The 24,878-nt window shown below is 63.9% G+C and carries 23 protein-coding genes; 3 read left to right on the top strand and 20 right to left on the bottom strand.

The genetic code is table 11. The annotated features are described in order from the left end of the window. Nucleotides 1–96 precede the first annotated feature (96 nt). The 11 genes from flgL to flgB form a co-directional block, all read right to left on the bottom strand. The gene (gene flgL / locus MSG32_RS04875) at nt 97–1,356 is read right to left on the bottom strand and encodes a flagellar hook-associated protein FlgL (RefSeq protein ID WP_248378164.1); all 1,260 of its coding nucleotides are present in this window, start codon (nt 1,354–1,356) and stop codon (nt 97–99) included. Nucleotides 1,357–1,366: 10 nt separating this feature from the next. Next, nucleotides 1,367–2,998 carry a flagellar hook-associated protein FlgK gene (flgK, locus tag MSG32_RS04870; protein WP_248378162.1) on the bottom strand — a complete coding sequence of 544 codons (1,632 nt, stop codon included), beginning with the start codon at nt 2,996–2,998 and terminating at the stop codon, nt 1,367–1,369. Between the two features lie 158 nt (nt 2,999–3,156). Further along, nucleotides 3,157–4,647: a flagellar assembly peptidoglycan hydrolase FlgJ gene (flgJ, locus tag MSG32_RS04865; RefSeq protein WP_248378160.1), complete on the bottom strand. Its 1,491-nt coding sequence runs from the start codon at nt 4,645–4,647 to the stop codon at nt 3,157–3,159. Continuing rightward, on the bottom strand, nt 4,647–5,732 hold the full coding sequence (locus tag MSG32_RS04860; RefSeq protein WP_176678373.1) for a flagellar basal body P-ring protein FlgI: 1,086 nt from the start codon (nt 5,730–5,732) through the stop codon (nt 4,647–4,649). Before MSG32_RS04860 ends, flgJ begins: the two co-directional genes overlap by 1 nt. 158 nt (nt 5,733–5,890) lie before the next feature. After that, nucleotides 5,891–6,568: a flagellar basal body L-ring protein FlgH gene (locus MSG32_RS04855; protein WP_234368311.1), complete on the bottom strand. Its 678-nt coding sequence runs from the start codon at nt 6,566–6,568 to the stop codon at nt 5,891–5,893. 121 nt (nt 6,569–6,689) lie between these two features. Then, entirely contained in the window at nt 6,690–7,472 is a 783-nt protein-coding gene (gene flgG / locus MSG32_RS04850; protein ID WP_054556613.1) for a flagellar basal-body rod protein FlgG, read from the bottom strand. 26 nt (nt 7,473–7,498) lie between these two features. Then, nucleotides 7,499–8,266, bottom strand: coding sequence for a flagellar basal body rod protein FlgF (locus tag MSG32_RS04845; protein ID WP_248378154.1), 768 nt, complete (start codon nt 8,264–8,266; stop codon nt 7,499–7,501). 172 nt (nt 8,267–8,438) lie between these two features. Beyond that, entirely contained in the window at nt 8,439–9,701 is a 1,263-nt protein-coding gene (flgE, locus tag MSG32_RS04840) for a flagellar hook protein FlgE (protein ID WP_248378152.1), read from the bottom strand. A 132-nt stretch (nt 9,702–9,833) separates the two neighbouring features. Next, on the bottom strand, nt 9,834–10,523 hold the full coding sequence (locus MSG32_RS04835; protein WP_248378150.1) for a flagellar hook assembly protein FlgD: 690 nt from the start codon (nt 10,521–10,523) through the stop codon (nt 9,834–9,836). A gap of 54 nt (nt 10,524–10,577) precedes the next feature. Then, complete coding sequence (gene flgC / locus MSG32_RS04830; protein ID WP_054556609.1) at nt 10,578–11,054, bottom strand: flagellar basal body rod protein FlgC; 477 nt, start codon at nt 11,052–11,054, stop codon at nt 10,578–10,580. Next, complete coding sequence (gene flgB / locus MSG32_RS04825) at nt 11,054–11,449, bottom strand: flagellar basal body rod protein FlgB (RefSeq protein WP_318833290.1); 396 nt, start codon at nt 11,447–11,449, stop codon at nt 11,054–11,056. The genes flgC and flgB overlap by 1 nt, the downstream gene beginning before the upstream one ends. A 377-nt stretch (nt 11,450–11,826) precedes the next feature. Between flgB and flgA the strand changes: the two genes are divergently transcribed. The 3 genes from flgA to MSG32_RS04810 all read left to right on the top strand — a co-directional run bounded on the left by flgA (nt 11,827) and on the right by MSG32_RS04810 (nt 13,734). Beyond that, on the top strand, nt 11,827–12,675 hold the full coding sequence (flgA, locus tag MSG32_RS04820; protein WP_248378148.1) for a flagellar basal body P-ring formation chaperone FlgA: 849 nt from the start codon (nt 11,827–11,829) through the stop codon (nt 12,673–12,675). Between the two features lie 310 nt (nt 12,676–12,985). Further along, the gene (gene flgM, locus MSG32_RS04815) at nt 12,986–13,264 is read left to right on the top strand and encodes a flagellar biosynthesis anti-sigma factor FlgM (protein ID WP_248378146.1); all 279 of its coding nucleotides are present in this window, start codon (nt 12,986–12,988) and stop codon (nt 13,262–13,264) included. Beyond that, the gene (locus MSG32_RS04810) at nt 13,261–13,734 is read left to right on the top strand and encodes a flagellar protein FlgN (protein ID WP_248378144.1); all 474 of its coding nucleotides are present in this window, start codon (nt 13,261–13,263) and stop codon (nt 13,732–13,734) included. Before flgM ends, MSG32_RS04810 begins: the two co-directional genes overlap by 4 nt. Before the next feature lie 242 nt (nt 13,735–13,976). Here MSG32_RS04810 and MSG32_RS04805 read toward each other — a convergent pair whose 3' ends face one another. The 9 genes from MSG32_RS04805 to MSG32_RS04765 form a co-directional block, all read right to left on the bottom strand. After that, entirely contained in the window at nt 13,977–14,417 is a 441-nt protein-coding gene (locus tag MSG32_RS04805) for a flagellar protein FlhE (protein ID WP_248378142.1), read from the bottom strand. Nucleotides 14,418–14,649: 232 nt separating this feature from the next. Then, nucleotides 14,650–16,746: a flagellar biosynthesis protein FlhA gene (flhA, locus tag MSG32_RS04800; RefSeq protein WP_248378140.1), complete on the bottom strand. Its 2,097-nt coding sequence runs from the start codon at nt 16,744–16,746 to the stop codon at nt 14,650–14,652. Nucleotides 16,747–16,892: 146 nt separating this feature from the next. Continuing rightward, entirely contained in the window at nt 16,893–18,233 is a 1,341-nt protein-coding gene (flhB, locus tag MSG32_RS04795) for a flagellar biosynthesis protein FlhB (RefSeq protein WP_248378132.1), read from the bottom strand. A 234-nt stretch (nt 18,234–18,467) separates the two neighbouring features. Further along, a complete protein-coding gene (cheZ, locus tag MSG32_RS04790; protein WP_248378433.1) occupies nt 18,468–19,226 on the bottom strand; it encodes a protein phosphatase CheZ in 759 nt (252 codons plus the stop codon). A gap of 157 nt (nt 19,227–19,383) precedes the next feature. Beyond that, nucleotides 19,384–19,773: a chemotaxis response regulator CheY gene (gene cheY / locus MSG32_RS04785; protein WP_248378130.1), complete on the bottom strand. Its 390-nt coding sequence runs from the start codon at nt 19,771–19,773 to the stop codon at nt 19,384–19,386. 166 nt (nt 19,774–19,939) lie between these two features. After that, complete coding sequence (locus tag MSG32_RS04780; RefSeq protein ID WP_248378128.1) at nt 19,940–21,148, bottom strand: chemotaxis response regulator protein-glutamate methylesterase; 1,209 nt, start codon at nt 21,146–21,148, stop codon at nt 19,940–19,942. A gap of 176 nt (nt 21,149–21,324) precedes the next feature. Then, nucleotides 21,325–22,170 carry a CheR family methyltransferase gene (locus tag MSG32_RS04775; protein WP_248378126.1) on the bottom strand — a complete coding sequence of 282 codons (846 nt, stop codon included), beginning with the start codon at nt 22,168–22,170 and terminating at the stop codon, nt 21,325–21,327. Nucleotides 22,171–22,241: 71 nt separating this feature from the next. Further along, the gene (locus tag MSG32_RS04770; protein WP_248378123.1) at nt 22,242–24,038 is read right to left on the bottom strand and encodes a PAS domain-containing methyl-accepting chemotaxis protein; all 1,797 of its coding nucleotides are present in this window, start codon (nt 24,036–24,038) and stop codon (nt 22,242–22,244) included. A gap of 281 nt (nt 24,039–24,319) precedes the next feature. Then, the gene (locus tag MSG32_RS04765; protein ID WP_215822765.1) at nt 24,320–24,853 is read right to left on the bottom strand and encodes a chemotaxis protein CheW; all 534 of its coding nucleotides are present in this window, start codon (nt 24,851–24,853) and stop codon (nt 24,320–24,322) included. Between the last annotated feature and the right edge of the window lie 25 nt (nt 24,854–24,878).

The raw sequence follows: 24,878 nt of genomic DNA, 5'->3' as shown, positions 1-24,878 counted from the left end.
AACCACCAGCACGCAAGAGCCGCACCGAATGCCATCGCGAGAGCGAGTATCCAGTGCGGCTTTTTCATCATTTCTCGAACGCGGTCACCTCATCACTCAGCGCAGATAGTCGAACAGCGACATGCCCGAGATATCCGAGAACGCCTGCTGGGAGGCCTGCAGCCCCACCTGGGTCAGCGAGTAGTCGGAGATCGCCTCGTTGTAATCCAGATCGATCAGGTCCGAGCGGGTCGAGGCATAGTTGAGCTCACGGTCATCCCCGATGATATCCAGCGAATCCAGCTCGTTGAGCTTGGTGCCGACATCGGCGCGCACCGTCAGCACATTGTCGAGACTGTTGCTGAACTGGCGACTGGCGGTCGAGATGGCGTTGTTGAAGGCGGCCTGGTCGGCCTCGCTCTCGATCGGCGTGCTCAGCGCGCTGATCAGGCCATCCAGATTGGCGAACAGATCGGCGCTGGCCTCGCCCTCCTCGACCACCAGCTGGGTTGCCTTGCCTTCAGCCTGTGCCTCAGCGACCTGTTGCTCATCACCGGACAGCGTCATCGACAGGCCATTGAACGCAAGCGTCATGCCATCGCTGTACGCCACGGGCGATGGCAGCGGGTTGCCTTCGCCATCCAGGACCTGGAGATCATTGCCATCGGCATCGGTGCCGCTGATCGTGACGCCAGCGGCATCGATGCTGACGCTGTAGGCCGCGCCATCGACCCGCGCCGCGGTATCGATGACTTCCGGCCCCTTGAAGGTGATCGGCAGTGACGACTCGCTCTCGCTGGTCTGGCGGGCCAGCTGCTGATTGCCGGATGCCACGCCGCCAAAGATCTGGCTGCCGGTATGATTGACCTCCATCAGGCGCGAGCTGTCGACGCGTTGCTGGCGCTGCTCATCATCGCCGCGATAGCTGCCATCCTCGCCAAAGGGCGCCGTGTCACCGCTCATGCCGCCGAACAGATAGTTGCCGTTGCCGTCGGTGCTGTTGGCCAGTCCCAGCAACACCTCACGGCTGCCTTCAAGCTCGGTGGCCAGCGCATCACGGTCGCTGTCACTGAGGGTGCCGTTGCCCGCCTGCACGATCAGGCTCTGGACACGCGTGATGGTGTCGGTGACCTGATTGAGCGCGCTTTCCTCGATGGACAGGTTGTTGCGCGCCGTGGTGCGGCTGTCACTGAACTGCTCATTGACGGCCTGGGACTGCGAGATCGTCACCGCCTGGCTGGCCGCACTCGGGTCATCCGAGGGATTGACCACGCGCTTGCCGGTGGCCAGCTGCTCGGACACCTTGGAGAACGCCGCCTGCTGATCCAGCATCGAGGTGACGCCCTGGGCATAGAGGGTTTGGGTACTGATGCGCATCACGGCCTCGTTAACGGATGTTCAGAATGGTATCCAGCACCGTCGACGCGGTCTGGATGACCTGGGCGTTGGCCTGGTAATACTGCTGATAACGGATCAGGTCCGCGGCTTCTTCATCCAGATTGACCCCAGAGATCGACTGGTCTGCCGCCGACAGCTGCTCGGTCAGGCCCTGCTGAGCCTCCAAGTTGACCTGCACCTGGCGGGTCTGGTTGCCGACCTGGCTGACCAGCGACGCGTAGTGATCATTGAAGCTGCCGGCGCTGCCCAGGGCGTCGCTGCTCTGCAGTGACTGCAGGGCGAGAATGTTGCGGTTGTCGAGACTGGCGTCGCTTGAGCCCGCCGCGATCTCGGCGCCCTCATCGATCGCGACCCCGAAGGTGTCGGCGATATTGCGCGTCGGCTGGATGGTGAAGCTGTCACCGTCCGCCATGCCGGTGGCGGTGAACACCAGGCCATCCTGGCGCATCACGCCTTCGCTGTCCGGGGTCAGAGTCTGCACGGCGCCGCTGCTGAGGTTTTCCAGCTGATAGTTGCCGCCGTCAAGACTCAGGCGGTAGTCATCGCCGGTCAGCGCGACGCTGTAGAAGTCGTCACCTTCCTGCTGGGTGGCGGGGGCGAATGTCACCTCAAGGTCCGCTCCGGCGGCGTTGCCGCTGGCCGGCAGCACTTCCGGATCGCCGAGGGTGAAGAAGTCGCCCCCCGTGTTGCCATTGGCGTCGACACCGTCGGCGTGCTGGGCATTGAAGGTCAACGCCAGCCCCGCAGCCAACTGGCCGAGCTGATTCTGGGTCGGCTCGAGGCTGTCGGCGCGGAAGCTCAACAGCCCGCCCAGGGTGCCGCCTTCGAGCTGCCCCTCATCGATGGCGCTGGTCACGCCCGGCGCCACGCTGTAGGTGACCACCGAACGACTCATGTCCTGCGGGTCTGGCTCCACGGCCAGTTCGTAATTGCTGCTGCCGTTGACCAGCAGCTGGCCATTGCCGAGGCTGACGCTCAGCCGGCCATCCTGCTCCTGCACCTCGACGCCGACCAGCGTCTGCAGGTCGGTCACCGCCTGATCGCGCTGGTCCAGCAGGCCCAGTGGCTCTTCGCCGGTACGCGCACGCGTCAGGGATATCTGCTCGTTGAGCGAGGCGATCTGGCTGGTGGCAGTGTTGATGTCGCCGACCACATCGCCGAGCTGTGAATTGACCGCAGCGTCCATGTCATCCAGATAGGCGGAGAAGGCATTGAGCTGCCCGGCCAGGCTCTCGGCACTGCCCAGCAGGCTCTCGCGCGCCGCCGGATCACTCGGCTGACTGGCTACGCCTTCGATGGCGCCGAAGAACTCCTGCATCAACGGCGCCAGGCCCGCCTCGTCATCGGCGAGCAGATTGTCGATCTGACTGATGTTGGCTTCGTGGGTCTCAAGCGCCGTGCTGGCGCTCATGGCGCTATCCAGCTGCGCCGAGAGATAGCTGTCGGTCTGACGGCTGATCGACGCCACACTGACACCGCCACCACTGCTGCCACTCAGTTCGACCGTTTCACGGCTATAGCCCGGCGTGTAGACGTTGGCGATGTTGTTGCTGTTGGTGGCAAGCGCCGTCTGGGCGGCTTGCAGACCACTGACACCGATACTCAACATGCTGCTGGCCATGGCGTTTACCTGAAAGGAACAATGGGAAAAGGGAGAAGGTGAATGACGCCACACCGGCGCACGGATGCTGTGATTATCGGCGCGCCAGAGGCCAACTTGAGGCCCCAGGCAGCAATAGTTGCCCGCAATTCATCGACAGTGAATCGTCATCAGCGGCTCTAGCGGATCAGCGGCTCTGAACGGCCCATCGCCAACTGGATGGCCCCTGATGCAGCGCCTTCACTGCCAGTACCGATCTCTTTATCCGCCGCAGGCGCCATATCCGTCGCAGACGCCACAGACGCCACACCCGTCTCAGACACCGCATCCGTCGCAGCCGCCATCTGGACCAGCGGCTGAGCATCGCGCGCATCGAGGGCAAACAGCGGCGCGGAGGCCTCAAGCAGCCCGCGCGGGGAGCTTGAGTTAGCGGTTGCGACAGACGCTGACGCAGGCACGGCATCGCGTGACGCCAGGCGGGTCTCCGCTGTCTCGCGAGTGCCGCTGGCCTCCAGCGGGCCGACCCGACTCATGATCGAGATCAGCTTGTCGGCATAGTGCGGGTCAGTGGCGTAGCCCGCCTCCTGCAAGGCGCGCGCGGCACTCTCGGCGTCCGGCGACCGGGTCACGTGGGCATAACGCTGGGCGCCGGTCAGCAGCGCGGCATGATCGCGCAGCGCACTGGCCTGATCGGGATAGACGCGGAAGCTGTCTTCGAGACGCATGCGGCGCCCATCGCGATATTCGGTGGTCAGCACCGTGGTGCTGTCGCCTTGCCAGCTGCTGCCGGCCTTGATGCCGAACAGGTTATGGCTGTCGGTGCCGGCCTCGGTGTGAATGCGACGCTCACCCCAGCCCGTCTCCAGCGCGGCCTGGGCCAGAATCAATTCTGCGGGCAGCCCGCTTTCACGACTGGCCGCCTGAGCGGCGGGGGCAAATTCCGCCACGAAGCGCTGTACATTCTCGGGCTGACGGCGTTGCTGCTCGCTGAGCACTGCCACGTCGGTCACTGCCACCGGGCTGACGGTGTCGGACACGTCATCCTTGCCTGTCGTCGCCATCGGCAGCTCGGCGTAGACGCCTCGCGCCGTGTCGCCGGGCGCCAGCGTATCGAGCATCGCCATGAAGCCGGCAACCTCATCTGCGGCGCGTGTCTCCACCGCCGCCTGCCAGTCATCCTCGCGTGCCGCGCCCCCCTCCGGGGTCAGCCCTACCGCCGACAACCAGCCACCGGCACCCTGTTCAGCGACCGACTTCCCATCGGCTGCTGCGCTGGGGGAGATTGCCGCAGAAGGCGTCGCGCTGCTGTCAGTGCTCATCTTCGTGTCAGTGCCCGTCGCCGTGCTGGAGGACAACTGCTGAATCAGGATCTTCGACAAGCCGATACCGTCGCCGACACTGGCCAGTTGCTGGGAGAGCTGCTGGTCCAGCATCGAGGTCATCATCTCTTGCTGCTGGGAGCCGGTCAGCGCTGAATTCTCGGTCGCCGAGCGCATCTGCTTGAGCATCATGTTGAGCATCAAGGCCTCGAATTGGCGCGCACTCTCCTCCAGCGCCTCCTGCTGGCGCTCGCCGCCACTGCTGGCCGCCCCCTTGAGGCTCGCCAGACCCTGGGTATCGAAGGCCAGACGACCGGCATCCACGTTGGCACCGCTACCAAGCACACTCATCAGATCACCTCGAGATCAGCACGCAGCGCACCGGCTGCCTTGAGCGCTTCCAGAATCGAGACCAGATCCTGCGGCGTGGCGCCCAGCGCATTCAGGCCATCGACGACCTCCTGCAGGCTGGCAGTCCCCTCGACCATGCGCAGCGCACCGCCCTGCTGGTTCACGCTGATATCGGGGTCGTTGACCACTGCCGTCTGCCCCTGGGACAGCGGCGCAGGCTGACTGATCACCGGATTGGCGTCGATCACCACCGACAGGTTGCCGTGGGTGACCGCAGCGCGCGCCAGGCGCACTTCGGAGTTCATCACCACCGAGCCGGTCCGCGCATTGACCACCACACGCGCACGCGGCACGCCCAGGGCGACCTCGATGTTCTCGAGTCTGGCGATGAACCCGACACGCTGGCTGAGATCACGCGGTGCCTGCACCACGATATCGCGACTGCTGAGCGGCGAGGCCAGCGAGCCGCCGAAGTTGCGATTGATGGCACTGGCGACGTTCTGGGCATGATTGAAATCGCCCTCGAACAGATCGAGATGGATCACGCCATTCTCATCCCCGAGACGCGTCGGCACGCCGCGCTCCACCGTCGCGCCACTGGGAATGCGCCCGGCGGTCAGCTGGTTGACCTGCACACTGGAACCGCCGGCCGAGGCACCGGCGCCACCGATGATCAGATTGCCCTGCGCCAGCGCGTAGACCTGGCCATCCACGCCCTTGAGCGGCGTCATCAACAGGGTGCCACCGCGCAGACTCTTGGCATTGCCCAGCGACGACACCACGACATCGATGGGCTGACCGGAGCTTGCGAAGGCCGGCAGGCTGGCGGTGACCATGACCGCCGCCACGTTCTTGAGCTGCATGTTGGTACCCGACGGCACCGTCACGCCCAGCTGGGAGAGCATGTTGGTCAGACTCTGGCCGGTGAACGGCGCCTGGGTGGTCTGGTCCCCACTGCCATCCAGCCCCACCACCAGGCCGTAGCCGACCAGCGGGTTGTCGCGCACGCCGCGCACCTGGGCGAGGTCCTTGATGCGATCGGCCTGCGCCGACTGCAACGTCAAGGTCAGGCAGCTCACCAGCATCAGGCAGGCGGCCAGCGCAGCGCGCCAGCGGGGATAAGGGAGCATCTCAGGCATCGGATAGCGACTCATGATGGGACAGCGTGGTGAGAGATCTGGACGAAGCATTCAAAACAGGGCAATCCTCTGCAGAACAAGCCGCGGCAATCGTCATGCCAGACTCAGAACGGCGCCAGATTGAGGAAGAAGCGCTGCATCCAGCCCATGTTCTGCGCCTCGTTGATATAGCCATCACCGACATATTCGATGCGTGCACTGGCCACCTGGGTGGACTGCACCGTATTGGCCGAGGAAATCGTGCGCGGATTGACCACTCCAGAGAAGCGAATCGACTCGGTGCCCTGATTGATCGCGATGCGCTTCTCGCCGCGCACCTCCAGGTTGCCGTTCGGTTGCACCTGACTGACCGTCACGGTGATGGTGCCGGTGAAACTGTTGTTGGCATTCGAGCCACCACTGCCGGTGAAATCATTCTCGCCCTCGATATCGGCATCGGTGCCATCCAGCAGCCCCGTCATGAAATCGGGGATGGCGGTCAGCGAGAAACCGAGGCTGCCGTCGCGGCTGGCATTGCTGGCCGAGCTCTTGCTGGCGCTGACATTCTCGTCGAGCAGGATGGTGATGATGTCGCCGATGGCACGCGGGCGGCGATCCTCGAACAGCGGCTGGTTGCCATACAGTGGCTGGAAGATGGCGCCATTGGCCATCGGTTCCGGACGCGGCTGCATCGTCGATTCCATTGGCGTGGTATCGACCAGCGGCTCGCTGGGGATATGGGCACACCCGGCGCCTACCAGCGTCATGGTCAGCATCGCCAATCCGACCAGCGCGCGGCGCATGCGACGCCAGCCAGGCAACGCCAATCCGGGCATCGCCAAGCCAATCTGGCGTGGGCAAACAGCTGACAGGGATGGCAGCGCCACCACCGGGAGATCACGCGAAATCGACATGCGACAACCCTTACATCTGGACCAGACGCTCCAGCATCTGGTCGGTGGTGGTCACGGCCTTGGAATTGATCTCGTAGGCACGCTGGTTCTGGATCATGCCCACCATCTCTTCCACCACGTTGACGTTGGAGGTCTCGACGAAGCCCTGATAGAGAGTGCCCGCCCCATTGAAGCCCGGCACATTGTCACTGCGCGGCCCCGAGGCATCGGTCTCGGAATACAGATTCTCGCCACGACTGAACAGGCCCGTCGGGTTGATGAAGGTGGACAGCTGCAGCTGACCGACCTCGGTGCTGTTGGTGGAGCCGGGCTGGGTGACGCTGACCACGCCATCGGAGGCGATATCGACACTCAGGGCATTGGCCGGAATGACGATCGCCGGGTCCAGCGGGTAGCCACTGGCGGTGACCATCTGGCCGGTGCTGTCGAGCTGGAAGGAGCCATCGCGGGTATAGGCATTGGTGCCATCCGGCAGCATCACCGCGAAGAAGCCCTGACCATTGATCGCGACATCCTTGGAGTTCTCGGTCTGCTCCAGATTGCCCTGGATGTGCAGACGCTCGGTGGCCACGGTGCGCACCCCGGTGCCCACCTGCAGCCCCGAGGGAAGCTCGGTGGTGGCAGAGGAGGCAGCGCCGGGCTGGCGCATGTTCTGGTAGAGCAGATCTTCAAACACCGCCCGCGACTGCTTGAAACCATTGGTCGAGACGTTGGCCAGGTTGTTGGCCGTGACGTCCATCTGCATCTGCTGAGCTTCAAGGCCGCTCTTGGCTGTCCATAGGGCACGAATCATCAGGGGGCTCCGCCGTGATTACGAGGTCAGTCGGTACCAAGCAGGCTGTTGCCACGCTCGGCCATGCGCTCTGCCGTATCGATGCTCTTCATCTGCATCTCGAAACTGCGCGCGTTGTTGATCATGGCGACCATCGCGTCGGTCGCCGAGACGTTGCTGCTCTCCAGGGCGCCGGAGACGACCCGCACCAGCGGGTCGGCAGCCAGCGGTGGCGCGGCCTCCCCCGCCGCAGTCGGCGGCTGACGGAAATAGCCGTTCTCGCCGCGCACGAGCGCCGGACTGCCGGGAATGGCCTCGGGATTGACCAGCTTGAGCTGGGCCTGCAGCACCATGGTGTCAGGCGCATCCGCCGCCGAGCGCGCACTCACGCTGCCATCGGCGGAGATATGCACGATGGCGTTGAGCGGCAGCTCGATCGGCCCGCCATCGCCCATTACCGGCAAGCCGCCGGAGGTCAGGACGCCATCGGCATCGATCTGCAGCGCGCCGTTGCGGGTGTAGAGCTCCTCGCCATTCGCGCCCTGCACGGCCAGCATGCCGGGGCCGTCCAGCGCGACATCCAGCGAGCGATCCGTGGTCTGGATGGTGCCCTGGGCCATCGAGGCGCCCGTGGTGGTCAGCTGACTGGAGACGCGTGTCGCCAGCCCTTCGCCTTGCACATCTACCGCCCGCGACAGTGTCAGCATCTCGCGAAAGCCGGTGGTCGAGAGGTTGGCCAGGTTATGACTGGCTACATCCTGAGCCGCCAGGCTGCGCTGGGCGCCGCTCATGGCGGTGTAGAGCATTCTGTCCATCCGCTATTCCCTCACACCTTGCCGTGTTGCAGTCAGCGCCCGACCCTCAACGCCCGCTCTTGAAGCGCTGGTCCGCCGCCTGAGTACTGACGCTCGAGATGACCCGGTTCGCCCCGACATCTCTGCTGTTTTCATTGCAGAAGACGAACCGAGTCACATGTCAGGAGTGGCATTAGCGCATGTTGATGACGCTTTGCTGGACCTCGTCCTGGACCTTGATGGTCTGGGCGTTGGACTGATAGTTGCGCTGAGCGATGATCAGATCGACCAGCTCAGTGGTCAGGTCGACGTTGGAGGCCTCGACGACCCCGGACTGGACCTCACCGAAGACGCCCTCACCCGGCACACCGACCAGCGGAACACCCGAGGAAGCGGTTGCGACCCAGCCGTTGTCGCCATTGGGCTGCAGACCCTGCTCATTGGCGAAGTTGGCCAGCGCAATGGTGCCCAGTGTCTGCTTGAGCTCATTGGAGTAACTGCCGATCACGCGGCCATCTTCCTCGAAGGACACGCCGACAAGACTGCCGGAGGTATAACCATTCTGGGACAGGGTGATGACTTCAAAATCGTTGGCATATTGGGTGCTGCCGGTGAAGTCGATACTGAAACTAAGATCACTCGCGCCATTGGCCAGGGCGTAGGTCTGGGCCGTCTGACTGTAATCAAGGAGCTGACCGCCTGCCCCGAAGGTGATCACCTCTGTCTGAGGATCAAAGTCGACAGAAGGGTCAGCAACGCCTTCGTCGATCTGTTCCTGCAATTCCGCAGCCTTGCTGGAAAAGTCCATCACGTGATGGACGTTCCAGGTGTTGTTTTCTGTCTTGGCATAAAAGGACGTCACGACATGTTCATCGCCAAGACTGTCATACACCGTCATCGCCGAGGCGTAGTTGTAGGTCGCGGCATCCGTCGGATCAAAATCGGCAGTGGCCGGCACAGGGTCCGCGGCATCCAGATTGAGCGCGACTTCAGCGCCATAGACCTCGAGAGCGATGTTGTCCTGCGTCGCTTTTGCCGCCAGAGGGGCTGTCGGAATCTGCAATACCACGGGTTCCCCGGTGACACCTTCACCGGAATAGCCTGTCAACTGGGCACCCTGGGCCGTGACGATATAGCCCTCGGCATCGATGTTGAGCTGGCCATTGCGCGAATAGACGATCTGACCACTGGTGTCCGAGAAACGCAGGAAGCCATCTCCGGAAATCGCCAGATCGAGATCGCGCCCGGTGGATTCCAGCGAGCCGGAAGTGAAGTCCTGGGCAACGGATGCCAATTGCACCCCGATCCCTGCTGCCTGTGAGCCGGCATAGATGTCGGAGAATTGCGCCTCAGAGGATTTGAAACCCACCGTTTCCGAGTTGGCGATGTTGTTGCCGATCACATCCAGATTGGTAGAAGCCGCACTCAAGCCGCTCAATGCCTGTGAAAACGCCATGGTCTGTCCCTTTGATCGCGATGAAGATGAAAGCCCGAGACCTGTCAGCGAGCTCGGGGGCGGCCAAACGGCCTGAAACTGGTGGCCCGTCCGGCGGGCTCGCTGGCGCTATCCCGGCGCCATGGGCTCAGCTCAAAGCACCTGACGCACGGCGTCCAGACTGACGACACCCAACACCGGACCCAGGTCCAGCTGAGCACCGCTGTCGGTCTGATTGACGCCACTGACCACGCCATAGCTAAGCGTCTGCAGGTCGTCATAGCTCTCGCCTGCCCGCTCGGCCGTCACGGCCAGCTGGTAGGAGCCATCGGCGGCTTCAGTGCCATCATCCAGCAAACCGTCCCAGACGAAGCCATGAATACCCGCCTCCAATGCGCCCAACTCGAAGGTCTTGACCACACTGCCATCCGCGCCCAGCACCTCGACGGTGGCGTTGTCGACATCGTCGACCAGCTCAAGACCGAAGGGTGTCGAGGTCGCGTTGCCCACCAGCACCGCATTGCCGCCGACCAGCACGCCCTGATCGAGCAGACTGGCCGCCTGCAGCGCTTCACTGCTGGAAATCTGCGCCGTGATGCCCTCAAGGGTGGTGTTGAGCTCTTCGATACCACTGACGGTGCTGATCTGGGCCAGCTGCGCGGTCAGGTCGGAATTCGACACCGGGTCCATCGGGTCCTGGTTCTGCATCTGCGCCACCAGCAGGGTCATGAACTGATCATTGAGCTCCTCGGTACTGCTCACCGACTGCGTGCTGTCGATGACGCCGGAGGTCGTGGTGGTCTGGTTGATGCTGTTGAGCACACTGGTGTCTAGCGTCGCCATGCGGTTACCCGAAATCAGAAGAAGCGGTCAGAAGGCCAAAGCCCTGAGCGAGGGTCATTCCCCCAGCGTCAGCGTCTTGCGCAGCAGGGATTTGGAGGTATTGAAGACCTCGACATTGGCCTCGTAGGACTTGGAGGCCGCGATCATGTCGACCATCTCGGCGACCGGATCGACATTGGAGAAGGTCACATAGCCCTGCTCGTCGGCGAGGGGATGATCGGGGCGATACTCCTGGCGCGCCGGGGCATCGCTCAGCTCCACCGAGCTGACCCTGACACCACCGAGGCCTGCACTGCGTGACGCCATCTGTGTCGCCAGACCGCCACCGGCCAGGTTGGCCGTCGCCAGCGAGGCATTGGCCTGACGCGCGAGGGGCGCGTATTCGAACACCACCTGACGCGCCTGATAGGGCTTGCCATCCGGGCCCGCCACGCTGTCGGCGTTGGCCATGTTGCTGGCCACGGCATTGATGCGCTGCGACTGGGCCGCCATCGCGGAACCCGCGACGTTGAAGATGCTGAACGCTGCCATCAACTGTTCTCCGATTGCATGGCCAGACGCAGGCCCTGGATCTTGCCAGTCAGAAGCTCAAGGCTGGCCTCGTAATGCAGACTGTTGTCCGCGAAATTGACCCGCTCCACATCCATGTCGACGGTATTGCCGTCCAGACTCGGCTGTGTCGGCACGCGATAGAGCAGGTCCGCGCCCAGCGACAGCCCCGCCCCGCTGGCGGCCTGGTGGCCGGCCTGGGTCGTGTTCAGCGCAAGCGGCCCCGGCGCGGCATTGCCCGCCGTCGCCTTGGCCAGGGTGGCGGAGAAGTCGATATCGCGCGCCAGATAGCCCGGCGTGTCGGCATTGGCGATATTGGTGGCCAGCACCTGCTGACGCTCGGCGCGAAGGCCCAGCGCCTGCTGGTGAAAGCTCATGAGGGAATCAAGTCGATCAAACATGGAAGTGCCCCGCTGTCGGCACCTCGCCCTGACGTGAGCGAGGGAACATCCATCGGTCAGCTCACGCGTAGGGGAGCATGACGGAAAGCAGGACTGAGAATAGTCAGCCAGCGCCAGGATGAAGGTAAGAACAAGCCACTTTATCGCGGCTATTTCTGGCCATGCCGGTGTCAGGGGCGGCTTACAATCTCTCGCGGCACTGATCCAGCGCCCTGAACCTTGTGCCCTGAACCAGGGGCGCTTGACCCCGCCTTCCGCCCCGGACGCCACTCGCGATGAGAGACAGCATGCCGAAAATCAGCGTAGCGAAGGGCCTGACGGCGGCAAAAGCGCTGTCTGATTCAAGAAGAGTGGTGACGGGAAAAGGACTGTGGCGCACCATCGCCAGCACCGGGCTGTTGGCCCTGCTGCCCGCGGGGGTCGCTGTGCATGCCAGCACCTCAGACGCGATCGGCTCTGCCATTCAGCTGTCTGCCGCCCAGGCATCAGCATCAGTCTCAACAACAGCCTCAACAACAGCGCCATCAACCAAAGACGCGCAGACACGCGCCGTCGAGGCCCTGCGCTGGCAATTGAGCGACTTCTTCACCGCCGAGGACAGCGGCCCCGTCAGAGTGCGCATGCCCGGAGAGCCACCACTGGGCGCGCCCAGCGAGGCCTCCGTACAACTCGAGCTGCGTCGCCTGCCCGCCCGCCTGAAAGATTGCTCGGCACCCCAGCTGAGCCTCAATGCCGCGCGCAGTGACCGACATGCACCGGGACTCAAACGTCTGCAGCTGCTGTGCGCCAACGGCCAGCGACATATCGTCAGCGTTCGCATGGAACGCTTCGCCTGGCGCCTGAACACGCCACAACCGCTTGCGAGCGGCACGCCGCTGGCACCCGCGAGATTGACGCCGGTGCTGACGCCACTGGGCAAGTTGCGTGGCAATGGTTTCGAGAGCGCCGCGGCACTGTCAGGCTTCGAGGTACGCCGCCGCCTACGCGCCGGCGAGGTCATCACCCGCAACAGCGTGCGCGCCATCCCGCTGGTAAACTTCGGCGATACCGTGACCTATCAGGTCAGCGGCACAGGCTTCAGCATGCAACGCAGTGCGCGGGCACTGGAGGCTGGGGGGCTCGATGAGCGCATCCGCATCGAACTCGCTCCGGGCGACTGGGTGCGCGCCCGCGTCATCGGGCCGCGGCGGGTAGCGCCATGATGACTTCAGTTGAGTTGAGTTGAGATGAGTCGCGCCGAGCCAACTCGAATCATCCTGTTGACTGCGCACATTCAGCCACGACACGCTGACGCACCGGAACGACACGCTGACGCTCGAAGGCCGAAATGCTTGATACTGACAAGCCGCCACCCGCACCAGATATCTCATTCCTGAGGGACCATATTGCCTGTGTGGGGTAAAGCTTGTGCCGGCATGGCCGATAGTCGATTCAAGCGCGCAGATGACGCACGCAACCCATCCATGACAGGCTCGTCGTCGAGCCCGGCCCGACGGCCAGAGAGGACAGTCAATGAAGATTGAACATGGCGGCCCGATACAGCGCAGCGACACTCAAGCCCCGCGCGAACTGCGTCCCGAGACGGCCAAGGACAGCACCGCCACCACGGCGGCGGCCTCCACGGCCGACTCCACCCAGGTCGAGCTTTCCAGCAGCGCGATCGATGCAGGCCAGGACATCGACCAGGCGCGCGTCGACAGCCTCAAGCAGGCCATCGCCGATGGCAGCATCAAGATCGATGTCGACCGCATTTCACAAGGGCTGATCGATGCCTTCGAAGGTGACGCATGACACTCGATGACACCTCGATGGCCTTGCTGGGCGAGATCTTTTCCGGCCTCGAGCAGGAGCTGAATGTCTTCATCGCCCTGCTCGAGGAAGAACAGCGCCTGCTGGGCCAACGCCTGCCGAGCGCGGCAGACCTTGAGGCCTCGCGCGAAGCCAAGCTGGCCAACGCCGCCCGCCTGGAAGCGCTGGAGAGCCGCCGGCGCGGCTGGCTGAGCAACGCAGGGCTCACCAATGACCCACTGGAGCTGCATACTGTGCTCGCCAGCCAGCCGGTATTGGCTACCCAGTGGTGGCATCTGGTGACGCTGACGCGCCGCGCCCAGGCACGCAATCGCCTGAATGGTGAGCTGATCGGTCAGCGCATGGCGCTGCACAGCAAGATTCTCGACAGCCTGCATCAACGTTCCCCCGGCCATTACGGCGCCGATGGGCGGCCTGCGGCGGGCGCCTCACGCCTGAACGTCTCGGCCTGACTGTCCTGGCCTCAGCGTCCTGACTTGAAAACCTAAGGCGTGAGGCCCGCGGGCTGCACCCCCGACTGTCTTTCCTTTTACTGACCCAGAAACACGCGAGGCCCGGCATTCTGCCGAGCCTCCAGACACTGCTGCTGCACGCCACTCGCCAGCCAATCAGCCAGCGATCGTCAGCCACTCATCGCCAGTCATTCATCGCCAGTCATTCAAGGACAGCTCCCTTTCGCTGGCAACGCCGCCAGTCACGCGCCTTCCAGGCTTTCGACGTCGATCACCAGCTGGATGTCATCCAGATGTGCCGCCGGCTTGAGTACGCCACGCCCATTGCGATAGACCTTCAGCGAGAAAGGCGCCGTCGCCAGCTCCCGGGTGGGCAGGGTCAACTTGCCACGCCTCGCCGCGAGCATGGCGCAGCGCTCCTCCAGGCAGAGCATGACCTGCCACTCCCCCGGCGCACTCGTGAGCGAATAGCGCCAATGAATCGCGGTGACGCGCGTCCTGTCAGGCGCCATCAGCCCTGAATCACGCACGGCATCTGCCACTGCCAGAGGGCGCATATACCAATGCCCTCGCTGAGCGATGGTCAGCGACTCGACGGACATCATCACCGCCGCGCTGGCGGCCTGTGCCGGCGCGGCCAGCGTCGCGGCCCACAGCGCTGCTGCCGTCATCAAGGCCGCCATCGGTGTTGTCCTGCTTCCAAGCTTCTCACTCAGCTTCGCTCTCGACGCCACTCCCGCCCTGGATTTCCTGAATCCTGTCGCCACTCGCCTTCTTCTCTGCACCGCTGACTCCTTCAGATCCGTCTTGCTGCAGACGCTCGACACACCCCTTGCCGGCGCCTTCCCTGTCGCACTTCTCTGCCTTTGCGGCATGTTGTTGTCTTGCTCGGTGGTGAGTCGCGCTGCCCCGTCGTCACGCCGCACGACCCCCGATCATCTGCGTGACCCGCAGCTCGCGGTCATCGGGAATCTCTGCCTGGGACAGCACCGCCAGGCTCTTGAAGCGACGACGCAGGAAGCGCCCCACCAAGGGTCGCAGCGCATGCCCGACCACCAGCACGCTGGGCTCGCCATTGGCGTCCTGCGCGGCGACGGCATTCTCGGCATGCTGCATCAGGGTATCGGCAAGGCCGGGCTCCAGCGCATTGCCACTGCTCAAGGCCTGCATCAGCACCTGCTCGAGCTGCGCCTCCAGACCGATCACGCGCAAGACGCGCTCGGCGCCGAACCAGTACTGGGTGATGGCACGCCCGAGCGCGACGCGCACCATAGCGGTCAGGTCGTTGGGGTCCTTGCTGTGCGGGGCATGTTCCGCGAGCGCCTCGAGGATGGTACGCATGTCGCGAATCGAGACCTCCTCATCCAGCAGGTTGTGCAGGATACGCTGCAGGGTGCCCTGACTGATCAAGGCCGGCACCACTTCCTCCACCAGACCGCCATCCTGCGGGCCCAGCTTCTCGAGCAGCTTGCTGACCTCACTGCGCCCGAGCAGCTGATCGGCATGGCGAGTCATCAGATGATTGAGGTGGGTCGTGATCACGGTCGGGGTATCGACCACCGTGTAGCCATAGACCTGGGCCTGCTCGCGGGTTTCCGGCTCGATCCAGGTGGCGGCCAGACCGAAGGCCGGCTCGGTGGTGGCCACGCCCGGCAGCTTGCCGGACACCTTGCCCGGATTGATCGCCAGCCAGCGGCCCGGATAGGCCTCGCCCCGCCCGACCTCAGCACCCTTGAGGCTGATGACATACTGATTGGGCCCAAGCTCGAGGTTGTCGCGGATATGCACCACCGGCGGCAGGAACCCGATCTCCTGGGCGTACTTGCGACGCACCCCCTTGATGCGCGCCAGCAACTCACCGCCCTGGCGCATGTCGACCATCGCGATCAGGCGATGACCGACCTCCATCGCCAGCGGCTCCACCAGTCGCACGTCATCCCAGCTGGCCTCGCTGACTTCCTGCACGGCCGCCGCAGGCGCGGGCGCCGCCTCTTCCTTCGTCTCGCTGCTGCCCTCCTTCTCGCGCTGGGAGGCCCACCACCCCAGCCCCGCCAGCAGCAAGGTGAAGAGAATGAAGACCATGTTGGGCATGCCCGGTACCAGACCCAGCAGCCCCATCACGCCAGCCGCCAACCACAGTACCTGCGAGCTCTTGAACAGCTGGCCGATCATCTGCTGACCGACGTCTTCATTGGTGTTGACCCGCGACACCATCACCCCCGCGGCGGTCGAGATGACCAACGACGGAATCTGGGCCACCAGGCCATCGCCGATGGTCAGCAGCGTATAGGTGCGCGCCGCATCGGACATGCTCAGGTCGTGCTGACCGACCCCGATGATCAGCCCGCCGATGATATTGACCACCATGATCACCAGCCCCGCCACCGCATCGCCGCGCACGAATTTGCTGGCACCGTCCATCGAGCCGAAGAAATCGGATTCCTGCGACACTTCCCGGCGGCGCTCGCGCGCCTGGTCTTCGCCGATCAGGCCGGCGTTGAGATCGGCATCGATCGCCATCTGCTTGCCGGGCATGGCGTCCAGCGTGAAGCGTGCGCCGACCTCGGCGATACGCCCGGCACCCTTGGTGATGACCATGAAGTTGATGATGACCAGAATCGAGAACACCACCAGGCCGACGGCGAAGTTGCCGCCTACCAGAAACTGGCCGAAGGCCTCGATGACCTTGCCCGCCGAGTCACCGCCGTTGTGACCTTCCAGCAGCACCACCCGCGTCGAGGCGACATTGAGGGACAGGCGCAGCAAGGTCGAGAACAGCAGCACCGCGGGGAAGGCCGAGAAATCCAGCGGCTTCTGCGCAAACATGCTGACCATCAGGATCATGATCGACAGCGCGATATTGAAGGTGAACAGCAGATCGAGAATGAAGGGCGCCAGCGGCAACACCATCATCGACAGGATCATCATGATCAGCAGCGGACCGGCCAGCACCTTCAGCTGGCTGGAGGTGTTGAGCCCCACGCGGTCAAACAGTGTCAGCAAGGTATTCATGCAAGCGGCTCATCGATCGTGAAGGGCATTGCGCATGCTGCGCAGCGGCCCGGGCTTGGGGTGCAGAAATGGCGGTCAGTCATGGGGCTCGGGCAGCAGCATCGGGCAGCAGGACGGTTATCAAGTTCGGGCCTCAACTTCGATCATCAACTTCCGACGCGAGGATCCGTCGTCGCATCACTGTCCGGCCCGGGCTTGGCGCTGGGCTGGAACACCGCCCCGGCATCGGCGTCATCAGAATCATGATCAGAAGACATCGCGCCTGCGGCTGAATCCTCAGCTTCGGCTGCCGGCTCCCCGTCATCACGCTCGGCGCCTGGCGGGCCAGCCTCCTCAGCCGCCCCTTGCGCCTCCTCCGGCACCTGATACTCATCGGGAACGGACAGATCTACCGGCAGACTCGGGCGCAGGCCACCCTGCTGGCGCGCCCGCTTGAGACGCATCGCCCAGGCCAGCACCTCGGCGATCACCTGATAGAGCGCAATGGGAATTTCCTGCTCGAGATCGACATGGGTGTGCAGGGCACGCGCCAGGGGCGGCGCACTCAGCATCGGCACCCCGTTTGCCTCGCCCACTTCACGAATGCGCAGCGCCACCTCATCACGCCCCTTGGCCACCACCCGCGGTGCGCGCATGTCGCCCTCGTGATAGACCAGCGCCACCGAGTAGTGCGTCGGATTGTTGACGATGACATCGGCAGTGGGTACGGCGCTCATCATGCGCGCGCGCGCCATGGCCTGCTGCTGCTGACGGATGCGCGCCTTGATCTGCGGGTCGCCATCCGTCTCCTTGTGCTCGCGCTTGATCTCCTCGAGGCTCATGCGCAGCTTCTTGGCGTGACTCCACAACTGATACGGCACATCCATCAGCGTCGGCACGATCAGCATCAATATCGCCAGCGCCGTACAGCGCGCCACGATCGCCAGCGCATCCGCCATGGCGTTGCCCAGCGGCATCATCATCAGCGCCATCAATTCCTGGCGCTGGGCATGCAGATACATCACCACCACGCCACCGACCAGTATCGACTTGGCGATGGTCTTGAGCAGCTCGGCCAGCGCCTGGGAGGACACCATCCGGCCCAGCCCCTTGACGGGATTGAGCTTGCCCAGCGACGGCGCCAGCGACTTGGTGGAGAACATCCAGCCGCCCAGCAGCACCGGGCCGACCAGCGCCAGCACCATCAGCAGGGCGAACAACGGCAACAGTGCCAGCAAGGCCTCCTGGCCCAGCATCAAGGCATTGGCAAGCATCACGCGACTGTCGAGTGCCTGAGCGCGATCAAAGCCGAACGAGGCGCCCAGCACTCGCTCCAGGGTGTCGCCAAGCGGCCCCGCCAACAGCCACAGGCCTGCCGCACCTCCGCCCAGCAACAGAAAGGTCGCAAGCTCCCGCGAGCGGGGCACCTGCCCTTCCTCGCGGGCCTTCTGTATTCGGTGGGGCGTGGCGTCTTCTGTCTTGTCGTCGCTGCTCTGCTCGTCAGCCACCGGCTACTCCGCTTGCCTGGGATCGCATCTGCCTGGACTGCCTGGGAGCATGACGCTCGCTCACACTGGCGCGCACGGCGAACGCATCATGCCGAGAATGGGGCTTATTGTGCCAAGCACGGCTGGGATCAAAGCGCGGAATAGCGCCCAAAAACGCCCTTGCCCGCCTTACGGGACGTGGACGGGCAAGGTATGAAGAACAAGGACCAGCAGGAGCCACTACCGGGAAGGCGGCTAGAAACCGAGGCTATCCAGCAGGTCATCGACCTCATCCTGACTGGCGACCACCCCCGGTGCATCGGCTCGCACCTGGGGGCCATTGAGCAAGGCGCCAGACTGGGCGTCCACGTCGCCGGGGGCTGCCTGCTCATCCAACGCCGAGGCTGAAAGCGCTGCTTCCGAAAGCCCTGCAGCGGTCGCTGTGGTGACGGCCTGTCCGGAAGGCGCCAGCGCCGAACGTGCATGGCCCTCCGGGACATTGTCGAGCAGCAACTGCAACAGCTGCATCTCGATCTGCTGGATGACATCCATCATGCGCTTGATCACCTGACCGGTAAGGTCCTGGAAATCCTGCGCCATCATGATCTCGAGCAATTCGCTGTTGGTGGCGCTGGTCTGATCAGGCACCACGGCCAGATAGGCACGCGTGTCGATCACCAGTTCACGCGCCTGATCCAGGGCCACCGGCTCGGCAAACCAGGCGTCCCAGCGCCCGCTGAGCGACTTCGCCTCACTGGCCAGGGCATCCTGCAGCGGCTGGGCCCGCTCACAGGCATTGAGGGCACGATCTGCTGCCTGTTCCGTCTTGCTGGCCACGTAATTGAGGCGATCACGAGCATCGGGGATCGCCTCGGCAGCACGTTCGATCTCCCGATCCAGCCCCAGCTCACGCATGTTGTCGCGCAGCATGCGCGTCAGCTGGCCGATACGCCGAATCAGGTCTTCGCTGCTATCCCCCGCCCTGGCGAGGGTGGCTGCCCCATCGCGCGCCATCACACCAGGATCAGCGCCCGAGGATGACTGGGGTTCAGATGATGATTCCAGATGACTCATGACACCCTCCTTGATGTGACCAACTACGCTGACCGCGCCAGCCTTGCCTGACCAGCGTGACGCGGCCAGCGTGGCCCGGCCAACGTGGCGCGATGGCTCAGAGGCCGTGTTTCTCGAAGACCTTGCCCAGCTTCTCTTCCAGCACCGCCGCCGTGAAGGGCTTGACCACATAGCCACTGGCACCGGCCTGGGCGGCGGCAATGATGTTTTCCTTCTTGGCCTCAGCGGTGACCATCAGCACCGGCAACGTGGTCGTGGCGGGATTGGCACGCACGCGTCTGAGCATCTCGAGCCCATCGAGGTTGGGCATGTTCCAGTCGGAGATCACCAGCTCGAAGCTGCCTTGATTCAGGAACTCCAATGCCTGTTGCCCATCTTCGGCTTCCTCCACATTGATGAAGCCGAGCTCCTTGAGCAGGTTGCGCACGATCCGACGCATGGTGGGAAAGTCGTCGACGACGAGGATTCGCAGGTTCTTGTCGGCCATCAGCGGTCGGGCTCTCTTCCAGAATCACATGAGGGAACGGCTGAAAATTCCAGCCTTGTGAGGGGGTTATCGGCCACAAGCCGGCAGACTTTACCCTCTGCGGCCATCTTCTCCTTGCCGGCAACTCACACCCATTTACCTCCACGCCCAGGCAGATCGAAGCGGTCTAGACGCGTTGCGAACGCCCGGCCAGCTGTGCCTGGTGGAGCAGATGCCCACTGATGCGACTCAACGGCAACACGCTTTGTGCGGCCCCGAGCTCGACGGCTTCCCGCGGCATGCCGTAGACCACGCAGCTTTGCTCGTCCTGGGCGATGGTGTGGGCGCCGGCTTCGCGCATCTGCAACAACCCCCGCGCGCCGTCGCGGCCCATGCCGGTCAGGATCACGCCCACGGCGTTGCGACCGGCCACCCGCGCCACGGAATCGAACAGCACATCCACCGATGGGCGGTGACGATTGACCGGCGGACGCTGATCGAGGGTTACCACATAGTTGGCCCCGCTGCGCGACAGCGTCAGGTGGGCGTCGCCAGGCGCGATATAGGCATGCCCCGGCAGGATGCGCTCACCGTGCGCAGCTTCCTTGACGGCGATACGACACAGTCCATTGAGTCGCTCGGCGAACGAGCGCGTGAAGCCCGGCGGCATGTGCTGAGTCACCAGAATGGCCGGCGCATCCGCCGGTAACGACTGCAACACCGCGCGTATCGCCTCGGTCCCGCCGGTCGAGGCCCCCACCGCGATCAGCTTCTCGCTCGACAGCAATGGCCGTCGGCTGGCAGCAGCGGCCGCAGACGGACTGACCGTATCCTGACCAAGCGTACCCTGACTGACCGAAGCGGCGACTGACCTATTTGCCAGACTGGATGGATAAGGGTGGGACTGAGCCGAATTGGACAGGGCCGTAGTGGACAGAACCGAGCCGGCCTGTGCACCGCCAGCAGATGGCGACGTCACGGCGCGACCCGCAGGCCGCACACGCGCCCGCGCGGCGGCGCGAATCTTGTCGGCAATCGTCTCGGCATACTCGAGCATGCCGCCACGTATGCCCAGACGCGGCTTGGAGACGAAATCCACCGCGCCCAGCTCCAGCGCGCGCAGCGTGATTTCCCCGCCGCGCTCGGTCAGCGAAGACACCATCACCACCGGCATCGGCCGCAGACGCATCAGGCGCTCGAGGAAGTCCAGCCCATCCATGCGCGGCATTTCCACATCCAGCGTCAGCACATCCGGCTCGTGACGCTTGATCAGGTCTCGCGCGACCAGCGGGTCCGGCGCGGTGGCCACGACCTGCATGTCAGGCTGGGCATTGATGATCTCTGCCATCAACTCACGGATCAGCGCGGAGTCATCGACACACAGCACACGGATCATGCGCCCGGCCCCGGCCTGGGACGTGCCTGCGCCAGCAGCTGCACTTGAGTTCGAATCTGACCTTGAACCAGCATTTGAGCTTGAGACCGAGCATGACGATGAAGCGGGAGTAGGCATCCAGACACTCCTGGAGAGTGGGTAAGGGAAAGGGAATCATCACCAGCCATCACGACGCATCACGCGCCCTCCGTCCGGCGGCGAGACAGGGTATAGACCGTCTGGCCGCGCAGCGTGAAGGCATCATTGAGCCATGAGAAATTCTCGGAATGACCGGCAAACAACAGTCCATCGGGCTTGAGCATCAGTGCGAAGCGGTCCAGCAGACGTGACTGGGTCTGCTTGTCGAAGTAGATCATCACGTTGCGACAGAAGATCACGTCAAAGCCGCTACCGAGGTCCCAGAGGCTATCCAGCAGATTCAGGTGGCGAAAGCGCACCAGCTGCTTGATCTCCGGGCGCACCCTCACCTGCCCCTGGCGACTGCCGCTGCCACGCAGCATGAAGCGCTTGCAGCGTTGCTCACCCAGTTTGGCGATGCGCTCGAAGGGGTAGATGCCGAGTTCGGCTTCCCGCAGCGCATCCGTGTCGATATCGGTGGCGATCAGCTCGACCTGATTCGCCGCGGCCCCCAACACCTCGCGCAGTACCATCGCGATGGAATAGGGCTCCTCCCCGGTCGAGGCGGCCGCGCACCAGATACGCAGCGGCGCTCGCTGACCCGACACCTGACGCTGCAGGCGCTCGCGCAGGAAGTTCTCGAGCATCACGAAGTGATGGGGCTCGCGAAAGAACGCGGTCAGATTGGTGGTCAGCGCATTGATGAAGGCAGGCCACTCGTCGTGATCACTGCGACTCAGGCTGGCCTCCAGCATGGTCAGATAGTCATGGAAACGTGTCAGACCATGCACTCTGAGCCGGCGTGACAGACGGCTGTAGACCATCTCACGCTTGTGACGCGCCAGCACGATGCCGGCGCGCTGATAGATGAGGCGCGCGATGCGCTCGAAGTCGTCATCGGTCATCACCAGGTCCCGCCCGAGGGCATGGGAGGCCGGTGACGGGGCGGACCAGACGGGTGGCGGCGTGAGATCTGTCACCGTCGCGAGCCCTGTGAGCCACCAGGCACCTGCGCTCGAGTCGCGGCCTGAGCGTGCACAGAAGAAGACTGCTCGGCTGATGCGTCCCCCGGCAGACGTGCGGGGATCTGCTCCGGGCCTTCGCCGCCAAAGCGGAAGACGTTGACCGCATGCGACAGCCCCGCGACCGAACGCTCGAGATCCTGCGCCAGATGGGCGCTGCTCATCACACGCTGGGCGTTCTGCTGAGTGGCCTGGTCCATCTCGTTGATGGCGGTATTGATCTGCTCGATACCGCCGCTCTGCTCACGCGAGGCCGAGGAGATCTCGGCGATCAGGTCATTGACCCGCGAGATGCCGGTCACGATCGCCTCCATGGTGCCGCGCGCCGCCTCGACCTGATCCCCGCCATCACTGATCTCCCGCTGGGTGGTGTCGATCAGCGCCTTGATCTCGCGCGCCGCCTCGGCGCTGCGAGAGGCCAGATTGCGCACCTCACCGGCCACCACGGCAAAGCCGCGACCATGTTCACCGGCGCGTGCGGCCTCCACCGAGGCATTGAGGGCCAGCAGGTTGGTCTGGAAGGCGATCGAGTCGATCACCTTGATGATGTCGGCCATCTTTTCAGAGGTGGCGGTAATCCCCTGCATGCGGACCACCACCGCCTGCATCGCCTCGCCACCTTCATTGGAGGAGCGCGTGGCCTGATCAGCCAGTTGCGAGACCTGGATGGCATTGTCGGCATTCTGGCGCACGGTGCCGGTCATCTGCTCCATGCTGGCCGCCGTCTCTTCCAGCGATGCCGCCTGCTGTTCGACCCGCGCCGAGAATTCCTGATTGCCGTGTGCCATGTCGCCAGCGGCAGGCCTGACCACATTGATGCCCGCATTGACCTCGCTGACGATGCCGACCAGCGACTTGCGCATGCTGTCCAGCGCTCGCACCAGACGTGCCATCTCATCATTGCCCGCCAGCGTCATCGACTGGGAAAGATTGCCCGCGGCGATCTGGCGCGCGAAATCCAGTGTGCTGCGCAGCGGACGAACCAGACTGCGGTAGGTACGCAGCGCCAACCATAGCGACACCACGCCCACACCAGCGAAGGCGATCCACAGCCCCCACTCCAGACGCGCATGGCTCGCCTCAAGCGCTTGTTGGCGCTGCTCGAGCGTCGCCAGCTGCGCCGCGGGTAGCTCGGCAGACAGCTGGGCCAGCACGGTACGTGCATGCGCCTGGCTATCGGCCAGCACCTGCAGCAGCTCGCTGCCCATCAAGGCTCCGCCCACCAGCGGCAGTGCGGCCAGCAGCGCGATACGCGGCGCCATGCGCCACTGGGTGAGGCGCTGGAAGGCCCCCGTAAGGCCAGCACGCACGATGCGGCCCTTGCTCAAGCGATAGTCGCGCTTGCCCTGCTTGAGGCCCGCGTAGACCTGCTCGGCCTGGGCGATCTGCTCGCGACTGGCCTTGACGCGCACCGAGGCAAACCCCATCACCTCGCCCTGCTCGATCAGCGGCGTCACACAGGCGTCGACCCAGTAATAGTCGCCGTTCTCGCGTCGATTCTTGACCAGTCCCTGCCAGCTTTCGCCTTGCTTGAGCGTCGACCAAAGATTCTCGAAGGCGGCTTCTGGCATGTCGGGGTGGCGCACCAGATTGTGCGGCGCACCGATCAAGGCATCACGCGTGAAGCCACTGACCTCGATGAAGACAGAGTTGGCGTAGGTGATGCGTCCCTTGAGATCGGTACGCGAGATCAGGTAGTCATGCTCACCAATGGGGTATTCCCTTGCCGTCACCGGCTGATTGTTTCGCATTGCCCTTGCTTAGCCTCGTACTCGTCACAGCGTGATCGTCATTGACCCGGCGAGACCACTGACCGGCAGCATGACCGTCATTGCCCGGTACAGCCGCCCACGACCTTGTGGTGCACACCTTATCGGCCGCTGTCGGCCGTTCTTGAACGCAAGAACGCCGCTGACCAGCAGGCCAGCGGCGCTCGAGACGAAACGGGTGGAAAAGCTCGCGAGATCAGGCGAGCACACGCCGCAGGCAACATGCCGCCTATTGCGCCTGACTCATGCCGCGAGACAGCAGGTCATGCCGGCTGCGCCGCGGGCTCCATCAGCGCCATTTCATCACTGGTCATCATGTGCTCGATATCCATGATCAGCAGCATGTGGTCATTGACGGTCGCCAGCCCCGCCAGGAAGTCACTGTTCATGCGCGCACCGAATTCCGGCGGCGGCAGCACCTGATCGGCCGCGAGGCTGATCACATCGGAGACACCATCGACGACGATGCCGACCACACGCTCACCGATATTGATCACGATGACCACCGTCTGCGCCGTGTATTCAGCCTGCCCCAGTTGAAACTTCAGCCGCAGATCGACGATCGGCACGATGACGCCACGCAGGTTGGTCACGCCCTTGATGAAGGCCGGTGCATTGGCGATACGCGTGACGTTCTCGTAACCACGAATCTCCTGCACCTTGAGGATATCCACGGCGTAGTGCTCCTCGCCGAGGCTGAATACCAGGTATTCGCCGCCGTCATTGACCTTGGAGGCGTGGTCCTGCGCCAGGCCGACATTGGACGTCTGCGCCGCGGCAACTTGAGTGTGAGACATGCTCATCTCCTGTCTGTGATGGGGT

Origin of the sequence: Cobetia sp. 1CM21F (genome assembly GCF_023161745.1) — a bacterium.
Lineage (GTDB): Bacteria > Pseudomonadota > Gammaproteobacteria > Pseudomonadales > Halomonadaceae > Cobetia > Cobetia amphilecti.
The sequence above is the reverse complement of the archived record's forward strand: the minus strand, read 5'-3'. Positions and strand labels throughout refer to the sequence as shown.

Coding starts and splice junctions, on each gene's coding strand:
- flgL (WP_248378164.1), bottom strand. CDS start 1,356: ATGCGCATCAGTACCCAAACCCTCTATGCCCAGGGCGTCACCTCGATG.
- flgK (WP_248378162.1), bottom strand. CDS start 2,998: ATGGCCAGCAGCATGTTGAGTATCGGTGTCAGTGGTCTGCAAGCCGCC.
- flgJ (WP_248378160.1), bottom strand. CDS start 4,647: ATGAGTGTGCTTGGTAGCGGTGCCAACGTGGATGCCGGTCGTCTGGCC.
- MSG32_RS04860 (WP_176678373.1), bottom strand. CDS start 5,732: ATGCTGGTGAGCTGCCTGACCTTGACGTTGCAGTCGGCGCAGGCCGAT.
- MSG32_RS04855 (WP_234368311.1), bottom strand. CDS start 6,568: ATGCGCCGCGCGCTGGTCGGATTGGCGATGCTGACCATGACGCTGGTA.
- flgG (WP_054556613.1), bottom strand. CDS start 7,472: ATGATTCGTGCCCTATGGACAGCCAAGAGCGGCCTTGAAGCTCAGCAG.
- MSG32_RS04845 (WP_248378154.1), bottom strand. CDS start 8,266: ATGGACAGAATGCTCTACACCGCCATGAGCGGCGCCCAGCGCAGCCTG.
- flgE (WP_248378152.1), bottom strand. CDS start 9,701: ATGGCGTTTTCACAGGCATTGAGCGGCTTGAGTGCGGCTTCTACCAAT.
- MSG32_RS04835 (WP_248378150.1), bottom strand. CDS start 10,523: ATGGCGACGCTAGACACCAGTGTGCTCAACAGCATCAACCAGACCACC.
- flgC (WP_054556609.1), bottom strand. CDS start 11,054: ATGGCAGCGTTCAGCATCTTCAACGTCGCGGGTTCCGCGATGGCGGCC.
- flgB (WP_318833290.1), bottom strand. CDS start 11,449: ATGAGCTTTCACCAGCAGGCGCTGGGCCTTCGCGCCGAGCGTCAGCAG.
- flgM (WP_248378146.1), top strand. CDS start 12,986: ATGAAGATTGAACATGGCGGCCCGATACAGCGCAGCGACACTCAAGCC.
- MSG32_RS04810 (WP_248378144.1), top strand. CDS start 13,261: ATGACACTCGATGACACCTCGATGGCCTTGCTGGGCGAGATCTTTTCC.
- MSG32_RS04805 (WP_248378142.1), bottom strand. CDS start 14,417: ATGGCGGCCTTGATGACGGCAGCAGCGCTGTGGGCCGCGACGCTGGCC.
- flhA (WP_248378140.1), bottom strand. CDS start 16,746: ATGAATACCTTGCTGACACTGTTTGACCGCGTGGGGCTCAACACCTCC.
- cheZ (WP_248378433.1), bottom strand. CDS start 19,226: ATGGCGCGCGATGGGGCAGCCACCCTCGCCAGGGCGGGGGATAGCAGC.
- cheY (WP_248378130.1), bottom strand. CDS start 19,773: ATGGCCGACAAGAACCTGCGAATCCTCGTCGTCGACGACTTTCCCACC.
- MSG32_RS04780 (WP_248378128.1), bottom strand. CDS start 21,148: ATGATCCGTGTGCTGTGTGTCGATGACTCCGCGCTGATCCGTGAGTTG.
- MSG32_RS04775 (WP_248378126.1), bottom strand. CDS start 22,170: ATGACCGATGACGACTTCGAGCGCATCGCGCGCCTCATCTATCAGCGC.
- MSG32_RS04770 (WP_248378123.1), bottom strand. CDS start 24,038: ATGCGAAACAATCAGCCGGTGACGGCAAGGGAATACCCCATTGGTGAG.
- MSG32_RS04765 (WP_215822765.1), bottom strand. CDS start 24,853: ATGTCTCACACTCAAGTTGCCGCGGCGCAGACGTCCAATGTCGGCCTG.